Below are 16,617 nucleotides of genomic sequence, written 5' to 3'. Positions count from 1 at the left end.
TTGCCGTCGTCCAGCAGCGTTGTGAGGGGGATCATCAGCCTAACTCCGAGACCTGCAAACCTTCCTGGCGGCTGGCGATCATAAGCCTCTTTTCACGATATTACAAAAACTTAGCAGCCGCCTGAAACGCAGGAAGAGCCACAACTTTAGAACTGCTGCCTTTCCCAAAAAAAAGTAATAAACTGCATCCAAAATGGTCTACGCCAATCCTGTGGAGCCGCCCGGATGATCCGTTTGCGCCCGGATATCGACGTGTTGAACGCGCGCCGGCAGTTGTCAACAAGCCGTTGCGCGGGGATACAGTCTCCTCTCCCTGAAGAGGATCGTGCCCGCGCCGGACAAGGTACCAGGACGGCATTCGTGCAAAACGCGATTGTCCGTCGTGCGCACCGGCTGTGTCGCCACGACATGGATTCCGTGATGCGTGCATGCCCGATAAGGTCTTCGGTTCGGGGAGACGTTCCCAGATGAAACGCAATCGCTGCCCCGTCAATGTTGCGGCCGTGCTGCTCAACCCCAATCTTGAGGCACATCCCGACAAGCCCGCCTATATCTGCGATGCCGAGACGGTTAGTTATCGCGATCTCGCCGCTGGTGCCTATCGTTTCGCATCACTACTACTCGACCAGGGTATCCGTAAAGGAGACCGGATACTGATCGTGGTGTTGGACTCGCCGGTCTTTGTTGCGGCGGTCCTCGGAGCCACCCTGATCGGCGCGGTACCGGTGCCGGTCAGCACGGCACTTTCCGGCGAGCTCTACGACTACATTTGCACTGATTGTGCGGCCCGCTTGATACTGGTATCGCAATCACTCGCGAGCACCGCCGGTCTCGCGCTGGCCAGGACACCCGGCATCCGCTGTGGCGAGCACCTGCGCGAAGCCTTTCCCAACATCCCAGCGACCCCGGTGCCAACTGAGCAGGTTCACTACGATGATCTGGCCTACATGCTTTACACCTCAGGCTCTACCGGCATACCGAAGGGTGTTCCCCACCGCCACGCCGACCTCGTAGCGGCGGCCGAGAACTACGCCGTGAGGGTGTTGGGTATGCGCGAAAGCGATACGGTGCTGTCGGCGAGCAAGCTATACTTTGCGTATGGTCTCGGCAATAGCCTGGCCTTTCCCATGTATGTCGGCGCAACGGCCGTCCTGCATTCCGGAAGTCCCTTACCCGCTCGGTTGCTATCCCTGATGGAGCAGCGCCGCCCTACCCTGTTTTTCGCGGTGCCGACCATCTATGCCCAGATCATCCGCACGGTGAGCCAGGAGCACTTGACACTGCCGATGCGTCTTTGTATTTCGGCCGGTGAGTTACTTCCGACCGCCGTTTTTCAGGAGTGGCACCGCCTGACCGGACTGGCCGTGCTGGACGGTCTGGGAAGCACCGAAACAGGGCATATCGTGCTCTCTAACAGGCCGGGCGAAACGCTCGCCGGTTCAGCTGGTCTGCCCGTTCCCGGGTATGAGATCAGGCTGGTGGATGACGGTGGCGCGGTGGTGCCATCCGGGGTCACTGGAAACCTGCTGGTGCGCGGCCCCAGCATTGCACCGTTCTACTGGAACCAGCCAGAAAAAACCGCCGCCACCATGCTATCTGACGGCTTTATCCGCACCGGCGATCTCATGGTTGAGCGGGATGGCCACTACTTTCACCAGGGCCGAAACGACGACATGCTGAAGGTGGGTGGCCAATGGGTGTCCCCCGTTCAAGTGGAAGAAGTGCTGCGTGGTCACCCAGCCGTGGCAGATTGTGCCGTCGCGGTTTGCCATGTCGGCGCTCTGGAGTACCCGGCCGCACACCTGATCCTTAGGCAGGGCTATTCCTCAAGTCCGCCAATGGAAAAGGAATTAAGGGCGTTTGCCGCGGTACGCTTGCCAGACTATATGCATCCACTGCTGTATCAATTTGTGGACGATCTGCCCCGTACTCCCACCGGTAAGGTGCAGCGATTCAAGTTGAGCCGTTAACATCCAATCCATCACCTAGAGGAGAAACACCATGGCTACGCTGTCTGAACTGAAAGAGCTGATGTGCTCGGTCGGCATTGATGCTGAATTGGTCAAGGACCTCGATCCAGCCAAACCGCTATTGCAGCAGGGTGTCGATTCAGTGGATTTCCCTGCGTTTGCCTTGGCACTGGAAGCCCGTTACGGCATCAAGGTATCCGATGCAGACTCCCTGCGACTCAAGACCCTTGACGACTTTTTGAGCTTCATCGCGGCGGCTTGAACGACCATGACCAAAGCCGAAGCACTCAGACGCCTGACCCGTGAACACTGGAGCGTACCTGCGGGGCAAGAATACACGGCAGGCTATTTTGAGCCTTCGGACGCGATCGGGATCGCCCGACTGTTCTTCGCCATCTATGGCGAAGGCTACCCGATCGACACCTATTATATCCCGGAGCGCCTGGTAGAAGAGAACCGCTTGGGTAACATCCGCAGTGTGGTTGCGCGCACCGCTGACGGCGACGTGGTGTCCCACATAGCGTTCTACCGCAGTTCCCCTCCCAACGCCCATCTCTATGAATATGGCGTCGGCCTGACCCTGCCGGGTTATCGTTCAACCATGGCTTTTTTCCGAACGACACAACTGGTCATGAAGCTCCTCGGGACTGACGGCATTGACGGATTTTTCGGCGAGGCCGTCTGTAACCACGTCGTCACGCAGAAGCTCTCCCGCCATGCTCAGGCATTGGAAACAGCTTTGGAACCGGCGCTCATGCCGGCCGATGCCTATGAGACAGAACACAGTGCCGTGGGTCGGGTGGGATGCATGGTCTATGCCCGGGTGGCCACCGATCACCGCCGGCAATTGTTTCTTCCTGTGCCCTATTCCGAGGGGCTGACATTTCTCGTGAGCGGGTTGAATCTCGATCGTCAGCTGTCGCTCTCCGACGCCAGCCTACCCCCGGGTCACTCTCAAATCGATGTCAAGCGTTTTGACTTTGCCGGCGTGGCGCGCGGGACCATCACCACACCGGGCCAGGACCTTGCCCAACGGGTGGCCGAGCTTGAGCAGGAAGTCCGAAAGGATGACTTCGCCCTGATCCAATGGTTTGTGAATCTGGGAGAGCCATGGTCCGGCGCGGTGGTCGACCAACTGCGCAGCCAAGGTTTCTCCCTGGGTGGCTTGCTGCCGATCTGGTTCGGCAATGATGGGCTGCTGATGCAGAAACACTTCGTTCCCCCGGATTTCGAGGGCATGATGGTATTTTCGCAACGAGGACACCAGGTGCTGGACTTGGTCAGGCGTGACTGGGAACAACAAGCGAATGTACAAGCAACCCATCACCAGTAAACCCGGGAGCGTCACCGCACGCCTACCCTTCAGCGCGTCGTTCCTTCCCCTGGCGATGGAACTCGTCGCCAAGGGCGCCGGCGGGTTCGGCTACAAAGACCGTGAAGCCAGCAGTCTGGTGCTGGCCATGGAAGAACTGTTTTCCTTTTATGCGAGGCAGGTCGCGGGCGACTCTGTACTGGAGATTATACTTGAGGATCAGGGCTATCGACTGGCCCTCACCCTCGCCTTCCAGATGGCCCATCCCGACTTGCGCGCGTTCAACCTGACCTGGCGGGTCAATCCTGATAATGAGGAATCGCTGGAGATGCTCGGGCCAATGCTCGCCGCCCGGACCGTTTCCAGCCTGCGAATGGATTTTGGCGCAGACGAGTTGGTCGTACTGCGCGTCACCCGTGATCGCGACTACGCGCCGGCGCGCAACGTAGCACTCCCGCCGCCCGACCTGACTCAAGCGATCCGGCTGGTCGCGCCATCCGCGGATGATGTGCGGCATTTTGCAGCGATGACGGCCAGTTCCAGCGCTACTTTCATGCCAAAGTTTCTGACCCGTCCAGGCATGGCGGCAGATATGTTTGCCGCGGGACATCTCCACGCCCTTCTCGCCAACAGCGGCGACTGGATCATTGGCGGCGTGCTTTGGCGACCGCTCACCGACACGTGCCTGGAGCTGTACGGCCCTTACCTGTTCACGAATGACCCGGATGACCTGGTGCTCACCCTGCTGTTGGACGAGGCGATCGGACGTATCGCCCGCTCGGCTTACCGCGGCGTGCTAAGGCGCCAGGGAGCTTTGGCGAGGCACGAGCGCTTCTTTGATTTTCTCGGCGACTTGGAGTTGCAAGGGGTCGACGGCATGACCAAGCACTGCGTCTACTATTACCGTCAACTCCGGGAAGACAGCGGGGGCGTTGTCTATTGCAACGATCCGCTTGCGGCCTTCCTGCACACTCAGTATGAGCGGCTTTGCCTCCCCCGGCAGGTGCGGGCCCGGGTCAGTGACGATGCACAACTGCGCGACACCTCGGTGCTGGCAATAGAACTTGAACAGGCACGCTCCCTGGCAATCATCCGCCCCTTGTGTGCCGGCAAGGATATGGCCACGAATCTGGCGGCCCATCTTGAGCTGCTGCGGCGCAACGGAATCAGCAATTTTCAGGTCGAGATCAATACCGGCCGCGGCGACGACACCGCCTTCGCCGGACCACTGGCAGACACCGGCTTTGTCCCGCGCCTGCTGGTACCGGACGCCGGACTTGGGGATCTGGTGATCTACGACCATGGCGCAAGGGACGGGCTGTCATGAATCTGGACGCACTGATTCCAGACTATGTCCGCCGGTTCCAGGCATATGTTCCCAGCAAGCCGGATCACCTGCTGATGCAGGAGTACGGCGCGCCCCGGCTTCATCGTTTGAATAACAACGAGAACGCCCTTGGGCCATCCCCGGCAGCGGCCAGCGTCATCGCCGGCTTCCCCCCCGGGCAAGCCGCCATCTATCCCAGCGGCGACTCCTACGATTTGCGCATCGCATTAGGGGATCGGTGTGGTATCGCGGCCGACCGTTTTCTGGTCGGTAATGGCTCCTGTGAGGTGATCTCATCGGTTATCAAGGCATTCTGCCAGCCCGGCGACAACATTATTACCGCCGACAAGACTTTTGCGGTCTATGAATGGGTGGCCGAATTCTCCGGCATTGAGGCCCGGTTGGTACCCTTACGCGACTACACCTTTGACCCGCAGGGGATACTCGACCAGATCGGTCCCAAGACCAAGGTCCTGTTTCTCTGCAACCCGAATAATCCGACCGGTAGCTACTGGACCCGACAGACCCTGATCGATTTCCTCGAAAAGGTCGGCGGCGACAAGATCGTGGTCGTGGACGAGGCCTACCGGGAATATGTCGAAGACCCGGAGTATCCCGACAGCATCGCGCTGATGGAACGGTTTCCGAACCTGGTGGCATTCCGTACCCTGTCCAAAATGTATGCCCTGGCAGGATTGCGCGTCGGCTACCTGGTAGGAGCCGAGCCGGTCGTCGCGGTGGTTCGGCGTACCAGCGTGGCCTATTCAGTCAATGCGCTGGCTCAGCAGGCCGCGTTGGCTGCGCTTTCCGACGACACGGCTCATATTGCGGCCACGCGCTCCCTGGTGCGGGAGGGAAGGGCTTTTTTGTGTCAGGTCTGTAGCGACCTCGGTCTGGAAACGATCGGTGGCGAGGGTAATTATCTGATGATCCGGACGCCGATCAACGATATGCTGATGTATCGCCGGCTGATGAAGCGCGGGATGATGGTACGTACCATGACCGCCTTCCGCTTCCCTGGCTGGATTCGGGTCACCTATCGGGAGATGTCGGTCATGGTTAGTTTTGCCGAGGCGCTGGCTGAGGAAATGAGGCTCATGCCGATGATCAGCGGCGCGACCTGATGACGGACAGAACCCCACTGTGCGCCGGCAAGCCGGACCTGCGCGGCGATGCCACCGCTAAGGCCTCCGGGAAGGAGCGGTTCGCTGCCGACCATTACCCCGACCTTCTGCTCTGGGCCGGCGCCGTACGCGCCGGTGTTTCCCACGCACGCCTGAAGGCGGTGAACACCACCGACGCACTGGCCGTGCCTGGGGTCATCAGGGTCTTGACCTGCGCCGATGTGCCCGGCCCCAACCGCCATGGCATCATTCACAAGGATATGCCGGTGCTGGTCGATGACCGGATTCGCTATCCCGGGGACGCCGTGGCCCTGGTCCTGGCCGAGACGCGTGAGGCACTGCGGGAGGCAGTGTCCCTGGTGCGCGTCGAAAGCGAAGCGCTCCCCGCGGTTTTTGATCCAGCGGCGGCCTTAGCCGAGGGCGCCCCCCAACTGCATGAGACCCATCCGGCGAACACCCTGATGGCGGCGGAAATCCGTAAAGGCGATGCGGCCGGCGCGCTGGCGGGGTGCGATGTCGTCGTAGCCGGCGAATTTTCCACCCAGGTACAGGCCCATGCCTTTCTGGAAACCGAAAACGGGGTCGCACGGCTGGCAGAGGACGGCAGCATCGACATGGTCGTATCCAGTCAATCGCCGTTCCGTGACCGCCTGGAGGTCGGCGCGGCGCTCGGCATCCCGTTCAATAAGATCAGAATACGGGCCCCCCATCTCGGCGGCGGCTTCGGCGGCAAGGACGGGGCCACAGTTCAATGTCTGTTGGCGGTTGCCGCGCTGCATAGTGCAGGACGACCGGTCAAGATGCATTGGGAGCGTGAGGAGAATCTGGCGGCCGGCTACAAACGCCACGCTTGCCAACTCCACTATCAGCTGGGGGCCCGGCGGGACGGCACTTTGCAGGCCTTGATCTGTCACCTGGTCTACGACACCGGCGCCTATGCCCATCTCGGCGGTGAAGTCATGGAGTTGGGAATGGAGCACGGCGGTGGCCCCTACCGTATCCCTCATGTGCTGGTCACCGGCAAGTGCGTGTTCACCAATAACCCGGTCGCCGGGGCCATGCGCGCGTTCGGTGTTTGTCAGGTGACTTTCGCGGTCGAAGCGATGATGGATCGGCTGGCCCGGGAGCTTGATCTGGGCCCGCTGGAGCTGCGCCGGCGAAATGCGCTGAGCGAAGGCGACACCAATTGCTCAGGGATGCGCGTGATCACCTCGACCGGGATTATCGGCTGCCTCGAGACACTGCGATTGCATCCATTCTGGGAGCAGCGTGAGGAGTGGAAGGAACAGGCCCGCCCCCATACCCGACGCGGGGTCGGCCTGGCATCAGTCTGGAATGCCGCGGGTTATGGCGGAAAGGTACGTGATGCGGCCATCGCCAAAGTGGAACTGACCCCGGAGGGTACGGTCGTTGTCCACAGCGCGGTAGCGGATATGGGCCAGGGAAATTCCTGCGCCTTTATGCAGATAGCGGGTCATGTTCTCGGTCAGGATGCCGCGCAACTCATCGTGCGACAACCGGATACCGCCACCGCTTACCCTTCCGGCTCCTCGGCCGCTGGCCGTACCACCTACACCTTCGGTAATGCCCTGATCAAGGCGTGTGAAGAGCTCAAGGCACGCCTGATCAACCGCGCGGGGCTCCTGTTTTTTATCGACAGCGATCAGCATTTGTGTCTCGTTCCTGGAAAGGTGGTCCATCCCCCCAGTGGCCGGGAGCTGTCGCTACAGCAGATCGCAGGTTTTATGTCACAGGAGGACCGGGTCTGTATCAGCCAGTTTGTGGCACCGGTCTGCGACCCCGTTCCCGACACTGCAACGGGCTTTTTTATCGGCTTTCCCCATGTGATTTTCGCCTATGGGGCACACCTGGCACGCATCGAGGTCGACTTGCTGACCGGAGTGATCCAGGTCTGCGACTACCTCGCGGTAACCGACGGCGGTACGGTCGTCAATCCGGTCATGTTCGATCAACAAGTTGAAGGAGGCGTTGCCCAGGGGCTCGGCTATGCGCTGATGGAGGAGGTGGTGACGCGCGAAGGTAGGGTACTGAGCGACGGCTTGTCAACCTACTTGATCCCGGGCGCGATGGACGTGCCAAACATCGTCTCTCTGGCCTGGCAGGGTCATGAGGCAACGGGTCCCTTCGGCATGAAGGGTGTTGGTGAGGTCGCCATGAACGGCCCGCTTCCGGCGGTGGCCAACGCCCTTAGCGATGCCTGTGGCATCCATCTCCAGCACGCACCGCTGACGCCGGAACGGGTGCTGATGGCCATGAGCGCTGGATCGGAAGAAGGGTGTAAGGGCCCAGCGCCCCCGGTCGAGTCGCTCGGGCGTTCACGCGCATCATCGGTGGAGAGGCCAAATGCCCATACGCTTTGAACTGAACGGGTTACCAACTGACATTGACTGCGCGGCCGACCGTCGGGTCATCGACCTGCTGCGCGAAGACTTGGGGCTGTTCGGTACCAAGGAGGGGTGCGGCACCGGTGAATGTGGCGCCTGCACGATCCTGGTCGGGGGAGAGGCCCGCCTTGCCTGTCTCATGCTGGCGGCGCAACTTGCCGGACGCCAGGTCACGACCGTGGAAGGAATGACGCACACGCCCGACGGGGCCGTGCTTGCGCAAGCGTTTGTCGAGGAGGGTGCGGTACAGTGCGGCTTCTGCACACCGGGCATGCAAATGGCGGCCCTGGCGATGTTGCGGCAGAACGCCAATCCGTCACGCGAGGCGATCAGGGAAGGGCTCTCCGGCAATCTCTGCCGCTGTACCGGTTATGTCAAGATCATCGCCGCCGTGCAACGGGCGGCCAGAGACATCAGTGACGAGCGGCGGGCCTGATGCGCGCGGTGCTGACTCCCACGAATTTGCAGGAACTGTTCAGCATGCTGGAGCAGTATCCCGCGGCGTTGCCGATCGCCGGCGGCACCGACCTGCTGGTGCTTTTGCGCCAGAACGGCCTCCGGGACAGGCGACCCTTGCTTTCCCTGGCCGAGATACAAGAACTGCAAGGAATCCGTGAAAAAGGAGGGACGCTGAGTATTGGCGCGGCCAGCACCTTTTCCCGCATCATCGCCGATCCGCTCATTGCCGAGCACGCGCCGCTGCTGGCACGTGCCGCCAGCACCATCGGCGGACCGGCAATCAGAAACATGGCCACCCTTGGCGGCAATATCTGCACGGCCTCCCCGGCGGGTGATTCCCTGACGCCGCTGCATGTGTTGGCGGCCAAGGTCGAGATCGCTTCGCCCGCGGCAAAACGGATCATGCCGATCGAGCACTTTATTGTCGGTCCGGGCCGCACGGCGTTGCGCGAGGGCGAGATACTTACGCGGATATTGCTCCCGCGATATGCATCCTTTCCCGATTACGGCTTTGAAAAGATTGGCCGTCGCCGGGCCATGGCCATCGCAGTGACGAGTTTTGCAGGATTGGTTCGCCGAGCCGCGGACGGCACGATTGAAACCGCCCGTTTCGCTTGGGGTAGTGTCGGACCGACGGTCGTTCGGATACCATCGCTGGAGCAGGCGCTGGTCGGCGCCAAACTAGACGCCGACTACCTTTGCCAGGTCGCACAGATAGTCGCCAGCCGGGTCGCGCCCATCAGTGATGTCCGCGCCACCGCCGATTACCGCCGGATGCTCGCCGCCAACTTGACCGTCCGGTTTCTGGAGGGGCTGCTTGACTAAGCTTTCCGGATTATTCACGGTCGGCTTCCTGACACTGAATCTACAATTTGCCCTGGTCACGGCGATTGCGGCGTTGTTCTTTGCCTTCTCAGGATATCTCCAGTTCCTCGGCGTCAACTCGACAACGGTCGGGTTCCTACTCAGCGCGGACGGGTTGGCGGCATTGATCCTCCAACCATTGATTGCCCCTCTGGTGCATCTCGGAACGGCCCGCCGCTGGCTGATTGGCGGTTCTTGTCTCTTGTCGGCGGCGCTGTTCCTGATGGGCCATTGCACCTCTGTTACGCTATTGACGGTCGCCCGTCTGGGGCAGGGGGCCGGATTCATCTGTGTGCTCTGCGCGCTGGTGACCATGATGGTGGCGGTCATCCCGCCGGGAATGAGCGGCCGCGCCTTTGGCTGGGTGTCGCTGGTCCGTTTGATACCCTATGCCATCGTTCCTCTTCTTTTTGATCTGCTGTCAATCACCCCCGCGGCGTTCGGCGAACTGATCAACCTGGCCGCGGTGGCGGCGCTGTTGCCGATGGCCGCAACGCTCTTGCCTGCAACAGTGCCGGTAGCCGGCGTGGACACGGCCACCGCGCCCGGCCTTTTGGCAATGGCGGCGTCGCTGCGCTCCCGTGCCGTGCTGATGCTGCTGCTGTCGGCACTGTTATTATTGTGCGGCTATGCCGCCGTGTTCTTTTTTCTCAAGCAATTTGTTGAGGGCCGCGGACTGGCCCACGGGGGTCTGTTCTTTACCATTGCCACACTGACCATGATCATGGTCCGGCTGGGCGGCAGTTGGCTATTTGACCGCTACGACAAGGCAGTGCTGTGCGCTGCCGGACTACTGATCGTCGCCGTATCTTACGGACTGCTGGGGCTGTCTTCCGTGGGCTGGGCGTTCCTCGTCCTGGCCGGGGCCTCAGGGCTGGGGTGGGGTGTTGCCATGCCGCTCCAGGCCGCCGCGCTGTTTGATATTTCTGAGCCCGCGGCCCGGGCCATGAACCAGAATCTGCTGATGGTCATGATGCAGGGCGGTTTTTTCTTGGGCCCGTTCATTGGCGGCCTGCTCATCACGCACTTCGGCTATGGCGCTTTGTTCACCGTGCTCGCCGTACTGACGCTAGTGTCCGCGCTGCTGATGTTGGGCGTGAAATCATCGACCACCCACGCATGATAACCCTGATGAAAGCCGACCGTTGGCGTGCCGGATACACTGCAAATGATGCTGACCTGTTTTCCGAGATCATTAAGCTGAGCCGGAATGGATGTCCGTCGGTGCTGGCGACGGTCATCGAAAGTATCGGGTCTTCACCCCGCAAGGCGGGGGCCAAGATGCTCGTCAGGTCTGATGGTTCGACGCTGGGCAGCGTGGGCGGCGGTCGGGTTGAGCGGGAGGTCATCGCCGCCGCCATGCTGGTCCTGGAGGAGAATCGGTCACGCGTGGTATCGTTCAACCTCACACAAGAATACGATCATGTGTGCGGAGGAACGATGCGTATTTATCTTGAGCCAAGCGAGCTTTTGTCCAAGATCGTGATCATCGGCGCCGGGCATATCGGAACTGCACTCAGCGCGTTGGCGAGGTTTACCGGCTTTCATGTTACCGTCATTGATGAACGCGATGACTATGCCAGTCCGAAGCGCCTTGCCGATGCCCATGAGGTGATGGCCGCCCCGGTGGCCGAGGCCTTGGCGCGGGTCCATCTGCGGGACTCTGCGGCGATTGTCATTGCCGGCACCGGCTTTGAGCAGGATTTGGCTGCCGTGCGGGCGGCATTGGCGACCCCGGCCGGCTACATTGGCGTGATCGGTAGCCAAAGAAAGAAGGCGGTCATGTCAGATACGCTGACGAAGGAAGGATATGGGGTAATCGATATTGCGCGCGTGATCACCCCGATCGGCCTCAATATCATGGCTGACACGCCTCAGGAGATCGCCGTCAGTGTCATCGCTCAGTTGATTATATTCAGGAAACGAAATGGAAAATCGGATCGTAGCCATCATGCCGGCGGCGGGTGCGTCCCGGCGGATGGGATGCTGCAAACAACTGCTGCCGCTCGGGTGCCGGCCGGTGATTGTATGCTGCCTTGAAGCGGTATTGAATGCCGGCCTGCAGGACGTGCTGGTGGTGACCGGAGCGAATGGTGAAGCCGTTGCTGCCGCGATCAGTCATCTGCCGGTAAAGATTGTGCGCAATCAGGCAGCCGCCGGGGATATGGCAGAGTCGGTCAGGACCGGATTAGGAGCCATCGCCGACCGTTGCACCGGGGTCATGATCTGTCTGGCGGACCAGCCCCTGGTTGGCAGCGATACGTATCGGGACTTGCAACAACGACACACCGCTGGACCGCACGAAATTCTGATCCCGACCTTCAGGGGGAAAAGGGGACATCCGACCGTCTTTCCGGTCGGACTCCTGAACCAACTGCTGGCGGGCGGGACATTACGCGACGTTATTCATACCAATCAACACGCGATTCGACAGATCGAGCTGCCTGACAGTGGGGTTGTGCGCGACATGGACATCATCTCTGATTATGAAGCGATGAAGATTCACTTCACGACCTTGGTGAGAGCGCCGGGTTAGAGTCCCCGGTCAGTTCACTGTGAGTCCGCGGTATTCATGAGGGTCTCGGCTCAGGCGGTCAATGCATCGAGAGTTGTCACTGTCGCCGGGTCGGCGGCGCGGGTCTCCGCTGAAAACGCGATGTTAAGGCGATTGATCCGACCCCCACGCCGGTAGTCGGGGTCACCGCAGAATTCGGTCGGGTAGCCAGACGGCGTTACCGCCACCCAGCCCCCTAAGAACCGTGCTTGCGACTTTCACCGCACACGGCTCAAGCCTTGCTAAGCTCCTGTTACAGGGCCGGTAGTTCATCGATTTTGTACTTTGCGTGAACTTGTCGGTGGCAGTTTTGGTGCAGGATTGCCAGGTTGGTCAGCGTGTCATCCCCGCCGAGATACTTGGGGATTTTGTGATGGACATGCCATTCGTCTCCCTTCCTGATTTGTTGATTGCAGGCTGGGCATTTCCCGTCCTGCGTTTCCCACAGCGTTTTCACCCGTCCGATCAGGGATTTCTTCATGGCCGCGGTTTCCCGCGCCTCGAAGTACGGTTCCCAGTCGCGGTCAAACGGGTTCGCCGCCGCCTTGATCTTGGTATGGCGACGGATCGGTGTATCGGCGGCCTTAATCAGCTTCGATCTGATGACCGTTCGGCCGCCGCCGCTTTCCTTTATGCCAAACACCCAATTCCGGGAACCCTCCCGGTGAAAGTATCGGTTCTTGATCCACTGTGTGTTCTTCATTGGGTGTCTGCGACGTGCCCACTTCCAGAGCCCTTGCCAGATTTCGCTGTCCACCTTGTAATAGGTGCAGCAGCCTGCAAACATCCGCGGCCCGACCTGCAAACATCGCGATTTTCGACCCGGATTAACTGCAAATAACGAGGGTCCCGGACCCGGATTATTTGCAAATGAGCCGACATTAACTGCAAACAGCCTGCAAACATCCGCGCCGGCCCAGATTATCTGCAAACGGCGCTGGCACCTTTCTTGACAGGCCCCAGGTGAGGCCGTCTGGCCGCTGGCGCGGCGCACGGGCGCCGCCCTGTTGCCCCCTGCACCGGGCCGCACTCGCCGGCCACCAGCGGTCCGGCGAAACGTGGGTTTTTCCGGACCATTTCCAGACCGCCCATTCCATCCTCCCGCACCGCCTGAAACCCCGGTCTTCCAGTCCGAGTAACCGGTTGTAGAAATCTGCGACCGCTTTTCCTAAGCTACGACGAGTAAGTCAGACCACCCAGCCCCTTGCGGAGCAGCAGATGGACATCGGCTATGCCCGTGTCAGCACCAAAGACCAAAGCCTGGACCTGCAGGTCGATGCCCTGCGCCGTGCCGGCTGCGCGAAGGTCTACCAGGAGGTTGTCAGCGGCGCCAAGGTTCAGCGTCCGGTCCTCGATACGCTACTGGGGGAACTGCGCCCGGGCGACGTGCTGGTGATCTGGAAGCTCGACCGCCTCGGGCGTTCCCTGCGCCACCTGGTCGAGCTGGCCGGCGTCCTGCTGGAGCAGCAGGTCGGGCTCAAGAGCCTCAACGATCCGCTGGACACGACTACCTCGCAGGGCCGGCTGGTGTTCAATCTGTTCGCCTCCCTGGCTGAATTTGAACGGGATTTGATCCGCGAGCGCACCCAGGCGGGATTGCTGGCGGCGCGTGCCCGCGGTCGCCTGGGCGGGCGCCCCAAGGGCCTGCCGCCGGCGGCTGAGAAAACCGCCTGCGCCGCCGAGACCCTCTACCGCGAACGCCGCCTGTCGGTGCGCGAGATCGCCGCCCAGCTCGGCATCGCCAAGAGCACCCTCTACGACTACCTGCGCCACCGTGGGGTGCCGATCGGCACCCCGGGCCCGGCCGCGCAGGGCCGTTAGGGTGCCGCCCGGGAGTTGCCGTCGATGACGCGTCACCAACTCCCGCCGGAAGCCCTGCTGGACCTGCGCCGTCGGCGCGCCGCATTGGCGCCGCGCAGCCCGGAGCGCCGGGCGCTCATCCAGCAGACGGCCGCCCTGTACGGGGTCTCGGAAGACGCGCTGTACCGCGCACTGCGCGAACGCGCCCGGCCCAAGGCCCTGAACCGCGCCGACCGCGGGGTGCCGCGGGTCCTGCCCCCGGCGGAGCTCGAGCACTACTGCGAGGTGATTGCGGCGCTGAAGATCCGCACCAGCAACAAGAAGAGGCGCCACCTCTCCACCGTCCAGGCCATCCGCCTGCTCGAAGAGCATGGCGTGGAGACCCCCGCCGGGCTGCTGCGTGCCCCAGCCGCGGTGCTGACCCGTAGCACCGTGAACCACTACCTCAAGCAGTGGGGCTTCGACTACCGGACCCTGACCCGGGTCCCGCCGGCGGTGCGCTTCGAGGCGCGCCACAGCAATGCGTGCTGGCAGTTCGACCTGAGCCCCTCGGATCTGAAGCAGGTCGCGCGCCCGGCCTGGTTTGAGGAGGGCCGCGGGCATCCGCTCTTGATGCTCTACAGCGTGGTCGATGACCGTAGCGGCGCAGCCTACCAGGAGTACCACGGGGTCTACGGTGAGGATGTGGAGGCGGCGTTGCGCTTCCTGTTCAACGCCATGGCCCCGAAGTCCGACCCCGACCTGCCGTTCCAGGGCCGCCCGGCCATGCTCTACATGGACTCCGGGCCGATCGGCAAGAGCCTGATCTTCCATCGGGTCATGGACTACCTCGGGATCGAGGTGCGCACTCACATGCCCAAGGACAGCGACGGTCTGCGCCCGACGGCCCGGGCCAAGGGGAAGGTCGAGCGCCCCTTTCGCAGCGTCAAGGAGATGCACGAGACCCTCTACCACCTGCATGCGCCGGAGACCGAGGCCGAGGCGAACGCTTGGCTGCTGCGCTTCCTGATCCACTACAACCGGATGCCCCACCGCCGCGAGCCCCATGCGCGGATCGATGACTGGCTGGCCAACCTGCCCCCGGAGGGGGTGCGGGCCATGTGCAGTTGGGAGCGCTTCGGTACCTTCGCCCGCGAGCCTGAGCGCCGCAAGGTGGGGGTCGACGCCCGCGTCTCTCTGGAGGGGACACTCTACCAAGTGGACCCGGACCTGGCCGGCGAGGTGGTGATCCTGTGGTGGGGACTGTTCGACAACGCCCTCTATGTCGAGCACGGCGAGCGACGCTTCGGCCCCTACGAGCCGGTTGGCGGACCCATCCCCCTGCATCGCTACCGCTCGTTCAAGAAGACCAAGACTCAGCAACGCGCCGAGCGCATCGCAACCTTGGCCGAACAACTGGCCCTGCCCGGGTCTGTGTGGGGCGGTCCAGCCGCCTCGGCAGGGCCGGCACCAGGGGTTGCCGTCGCGCAGACGCCCTTCGTCGATCCGGACCCGTTCCAGGACATTGCCTTTCCCACGGCGGTTGCGGCCAAACGCGCCATCGCCGATGACCTGGGCACCCCCTTGGCCAGGCTGCCGGCGGAGGCGCTGGCCGCGCTCGATGCCGCCCTGGCCGAGTCACTGCGCAAGGCCGACGTCATGGCCTACGCGCGCACCCACCTGAAACCCCTGCGCGGAGGCTGACCGGTATGCAGAGCGAGGTGATGAAGCACTTTGGGCTGATCCGCGGATTGCCGCGCGCCGGCTATTTCGAGACCGCGCAGCAACACCGGGTCTTCGACGATATCAAGATCGCCATCCACGGCGGTCAACTCCTGGCCCTGGTCGGCTTGGTCGGCTGCGGCAAGACCACCACGCTGCACCGGCTGACCGCGGCCCTCAGGGACGAGCGCGAGATCCTGGTCTCCCAGTCGCTCGCGGTGGACAAGCACCGGATCAACCTCGGCACCCTGATGCTGGCCCTGTTCTACGACCTGGTGACCGAGAAGGACTTCAAGGTCCCGACCCAGCCCGAAAAGCGCGAGCGCAAGCTCATCGAGGTCATCGCCAAGCGCAAGAAGCCGGTCGCCCTGTTCGTCGACGAGGCCCACGACCTGCACCCCAAGACCCTGGTGGGGCTCAAGCGCCTGGTCAAGCTGGTCCAGAACAACGGCGGCACCCTTTCGGTGGTCCTGGAGGGTCACCCCAAGCTCAGAAACGACCTGCGCCGGCCGGCCCTGGAGGAGATCGGCGCCCGCGCCACCCTGTTCTGGCTGGACGGCATCAAAGGGAAGGAGCTGGCCTATCTGGACTGGTTGCTGGAGCAATGCGCGCCCGCGGCGGCGGCCGAACTGCTGACCCCGGAGGCCCGCGAGCGCCTGGCCGCGGCGCTGTCCACCCCGTTGCAGATCGAGCAGTACCTGACGCTCGCGCTGGAGGCGGCCTATCAGGTTGGGCAGAAGCCAGTCACGCTGGAGGTCATCGAGGCGGTCCTGGCGGCCGATATCGATGCCCTGGAGGCAACCCTGACCCGCTACGGCTACAACACCCGGGCGCTGGCCGATCTGCTCAACGTCCGGCCGACCGAGATCCGCTCCTTCCTGCACGGCCAGTTGGCGCCGGGGCGGACTCAGGAGTTGCATGGCCAGTTGCTGGCGGCGGGGCTGCCAGTGTAAGGGCATCCGACCCCTTCAGCCGTTTGCAGATAATCTGGGCCGGCGCGGATGTTTGCAGGCTGTTTGCAGTTATACCTAAGCGATAGCGATTTTCGGCTTTTTATTTCCGATAATCTGGAAATTCTCAGCCAGCAGCGTTCTCAGTGGC

General features: G+C 62.2%; 15 protein-coding genes. 14 read left to right on the top strand and 1 reads right to left on the bottom strand.

Annotated features, from left to right (window positions below):
- Window positions 1-467: 467 nt before the first annotated feature.
- The 11 genes from QZY44_RS15345 to QZY44_RS15295 are packed head-to-tail and all read left to right on the top strand — an operon-like array spanning window position 468 to window position 11,997.
- Window positions 468-1,970: a benzoate-CoA ligase family protein gene (locus tag QZY44_RS15345; protein ID WP_295447776.1), complete on the top strand. Its 1,503-nt coding sequence runs from the start codon at window positions 468-470 to the stop codon at window positions 1,968-1,970.
- Between the two features lie 31 nt (window positions 1,971-2,001).
- Complete coding sequence (locus QZY44_RS15340) at window positions 2,002-2,232, top strand: acyl carrier protein (RefSeq protein ID WP_295447773.1); 231 nt, start codon at window positions 2,002-2,004, stop codon at window positions 2,230-2,232.
- 6 nt (window positions 2,233-2,238) lie between these two features.
- Window positions 2,239-3,303: a hypothetical protein gene (locus tag QZY44_RS15335; protein WP_295447771.1), complete on the top strand. Its 1,065-nt coding sequence runs from the start codon at window positions 2,239-2,241 to the stop codon at window positions 3,301-3,303.
- The gene (locus QZY44_RS15330; protein WP_295447768.1) at window positions 3,278-4,609 is read left to right on the top strand and encodes a hypothetical protein; all 1,332 of its coding nucleotides are present in this window, start codon (window positions 3,278-3,280) and stop codon (window positions 4,607-4,609) included. Before QZY44_RS15335 ends, QZY44_RS15330 begins: the two co-directional genes overlap by 26 nt.
- The gene (locus QZY44_RS15325) at window positions 4,606-5,733 is read left to right on the top strand and encodes a histidinol-phosphate transaminase (RefSeq protein WP_295447766.1); all 1,128 of its coding nucleotides are present in this window, start codon (window positions 4,606-4,608) and stop codon (window positions 5,731-5,733) included. The genes QZY44_RS15330 and QZY44_RS15325 overlap by 4 nt, the downstream gene beginning before the upstream one ends.
- Window positions 5,733-8,114, top strand: a complete 2,382-nt coding sequence (locus QZY44_RS15320; protein WP_295447763.1) for a xanthine dehydrogenase family protein molybdopterin-binding subunit — start codon at window positions 5,733-5,735, stop codon at window positions 8,112-8,114. Before QZY44_RS15325 ends, QZY44_RS15320 begins: the two co-directional genes overlap by 1 nt.
- Complete coding sequence (locus tag QZY44_RS15315) at window positions 8,098-8,574, top strand: (2Fe-2S)-binding protein (RefSeq protein ID WP_295447760.1); 477 nt, start codon at window positions 8,098-8,100, stop codon at window positions 8,572-8,574. The genes QZY44_RS15320 and QZY44_RS15315 overlap by 17 nt, the downstream gene beginning before the upstream one ends.
- A complete protein-coding gene (locus tag QZY44_RS15310) occupies window positions 8,574-9,422 on the top strand; it encodes an FAD binding domain-containing protein (RefSeq protein ID WP_295447757.1) in 849 nt (282 codons plus the stop codon). The genes QZY44_RS15315 and QZY44_RS15310 overlap by 1 nt, the downstream gene beginning before the upstream one ends.
- Window positions 9,415-10,584 (top strand): MFS transporter, encoded by a 1,170-nt coding sequence (locus QZY44_RS15305; protein ID WP_295447754.1) that lies wholly within the window; start codon window positions 9,415-9,417, stop codon window positions 10,582-10,584. Before QZY44_RS15310 ends, QZY44_RS15305 begins: the two co-directional genes overlap by 8 nt.
- A gap of 8 nt (window positions 10,585-10,592) precedes the next feature.
- Entirely contained in the window at window positions 10,593-11,501 is a 909-nt protein-coding gene (locus QZY44_RS15300) for an XdhC/CoxI family protein (RefSeq protein WP_295447751.1), read from the top strand.
- Window positions 11,389-11,997: a nucleotidyltransferase family protein gene (locus tag QZY44_RS15295; RefSeq protein WP_365304486.1), complete on the top strand. Its 609-nt coding sequence runs from the start codon at window positions 11,389-11,391 to the stop codon at window positions 11,995-11,997. Before QZY44_RS15300 ends, QZY44_RS15295 begins: the two co-directional genes overlap by 113 nt.
- Window positions 11,998-12,268: 271 nt before the next feature.
- Here QZY44_RS15295 and QZY44_RS15290 read toward each other — a convergent pair whose 3' ends face one another.
- Window positions 12,269-12,802, bottom strand: coding sequence for an HNH endonuclease (locus QZY44_RS15290; protein ID WP_295447745.1), 534 nt, complete (start codon window positions 12,800-12,802; stop codon window positions 12,269-12,271).
- Between the two features lie 431 nt (window positions 12,803-13,233).
- On the opposite strand from QZY44_RS15290, the gene QZY44_RS15285 reads away from it, so the two are divergent.
- From QZY44_RS15285 to QZY44_RS15275, 3 genes are read left to right on the top strand one after another with little or no spacing between them, the layout of a single operon-like run.
- Complete coding sequence (locus QZY44_RS15285) at window positions 13,234-13,836, top strand: recombinase family protein (protein WP_295413253.1); 603 nt, start codon at window positions 13,234-13,236, stop codon at window positions 13,834-13,836.
- Window positions 13,837-13,860: 24 nt separating this feature from the next.
- Complete coding sequence (locus tag QZY44_RS15280) at window positions 13,861-15,498, top strand: IS481 family transposase (RefSeq protein ID WP_295447742.1); 1,638 nt, start codon at window positions 13,861-13,863, stop codon at window positions 15,496-15,498.
- Window positions 15,499-15,503: 5 nt separating this feature from the next.
- Window positions 15,504-16,469: an AAA family ATPase gene (locus QZY44_RS15275; protein WP_295447739.1), complete on the top strand. Its 966-nt coding sequence runs from the start codon at window positions 15,504-15,506 to the stop codon at window positions 16,467-16,469.
- Window positions 16,470-16,617: the final 148 nt, after the last annotated feature.

Source organism: uncultured Thiodictyon sp. (genome assembly GCA_903837595.1).
Lineage (GTDB): Bacteria > Pseudomonadota > Gammaproteobacteria > Chromatiales > Chromatiaceae > Thiodictyon.
The sequence above is the reverse complement of the archived record's forward strand: the minus strand, read 5'-3'. Positions and strand labels throughout refer to the sequence as shown.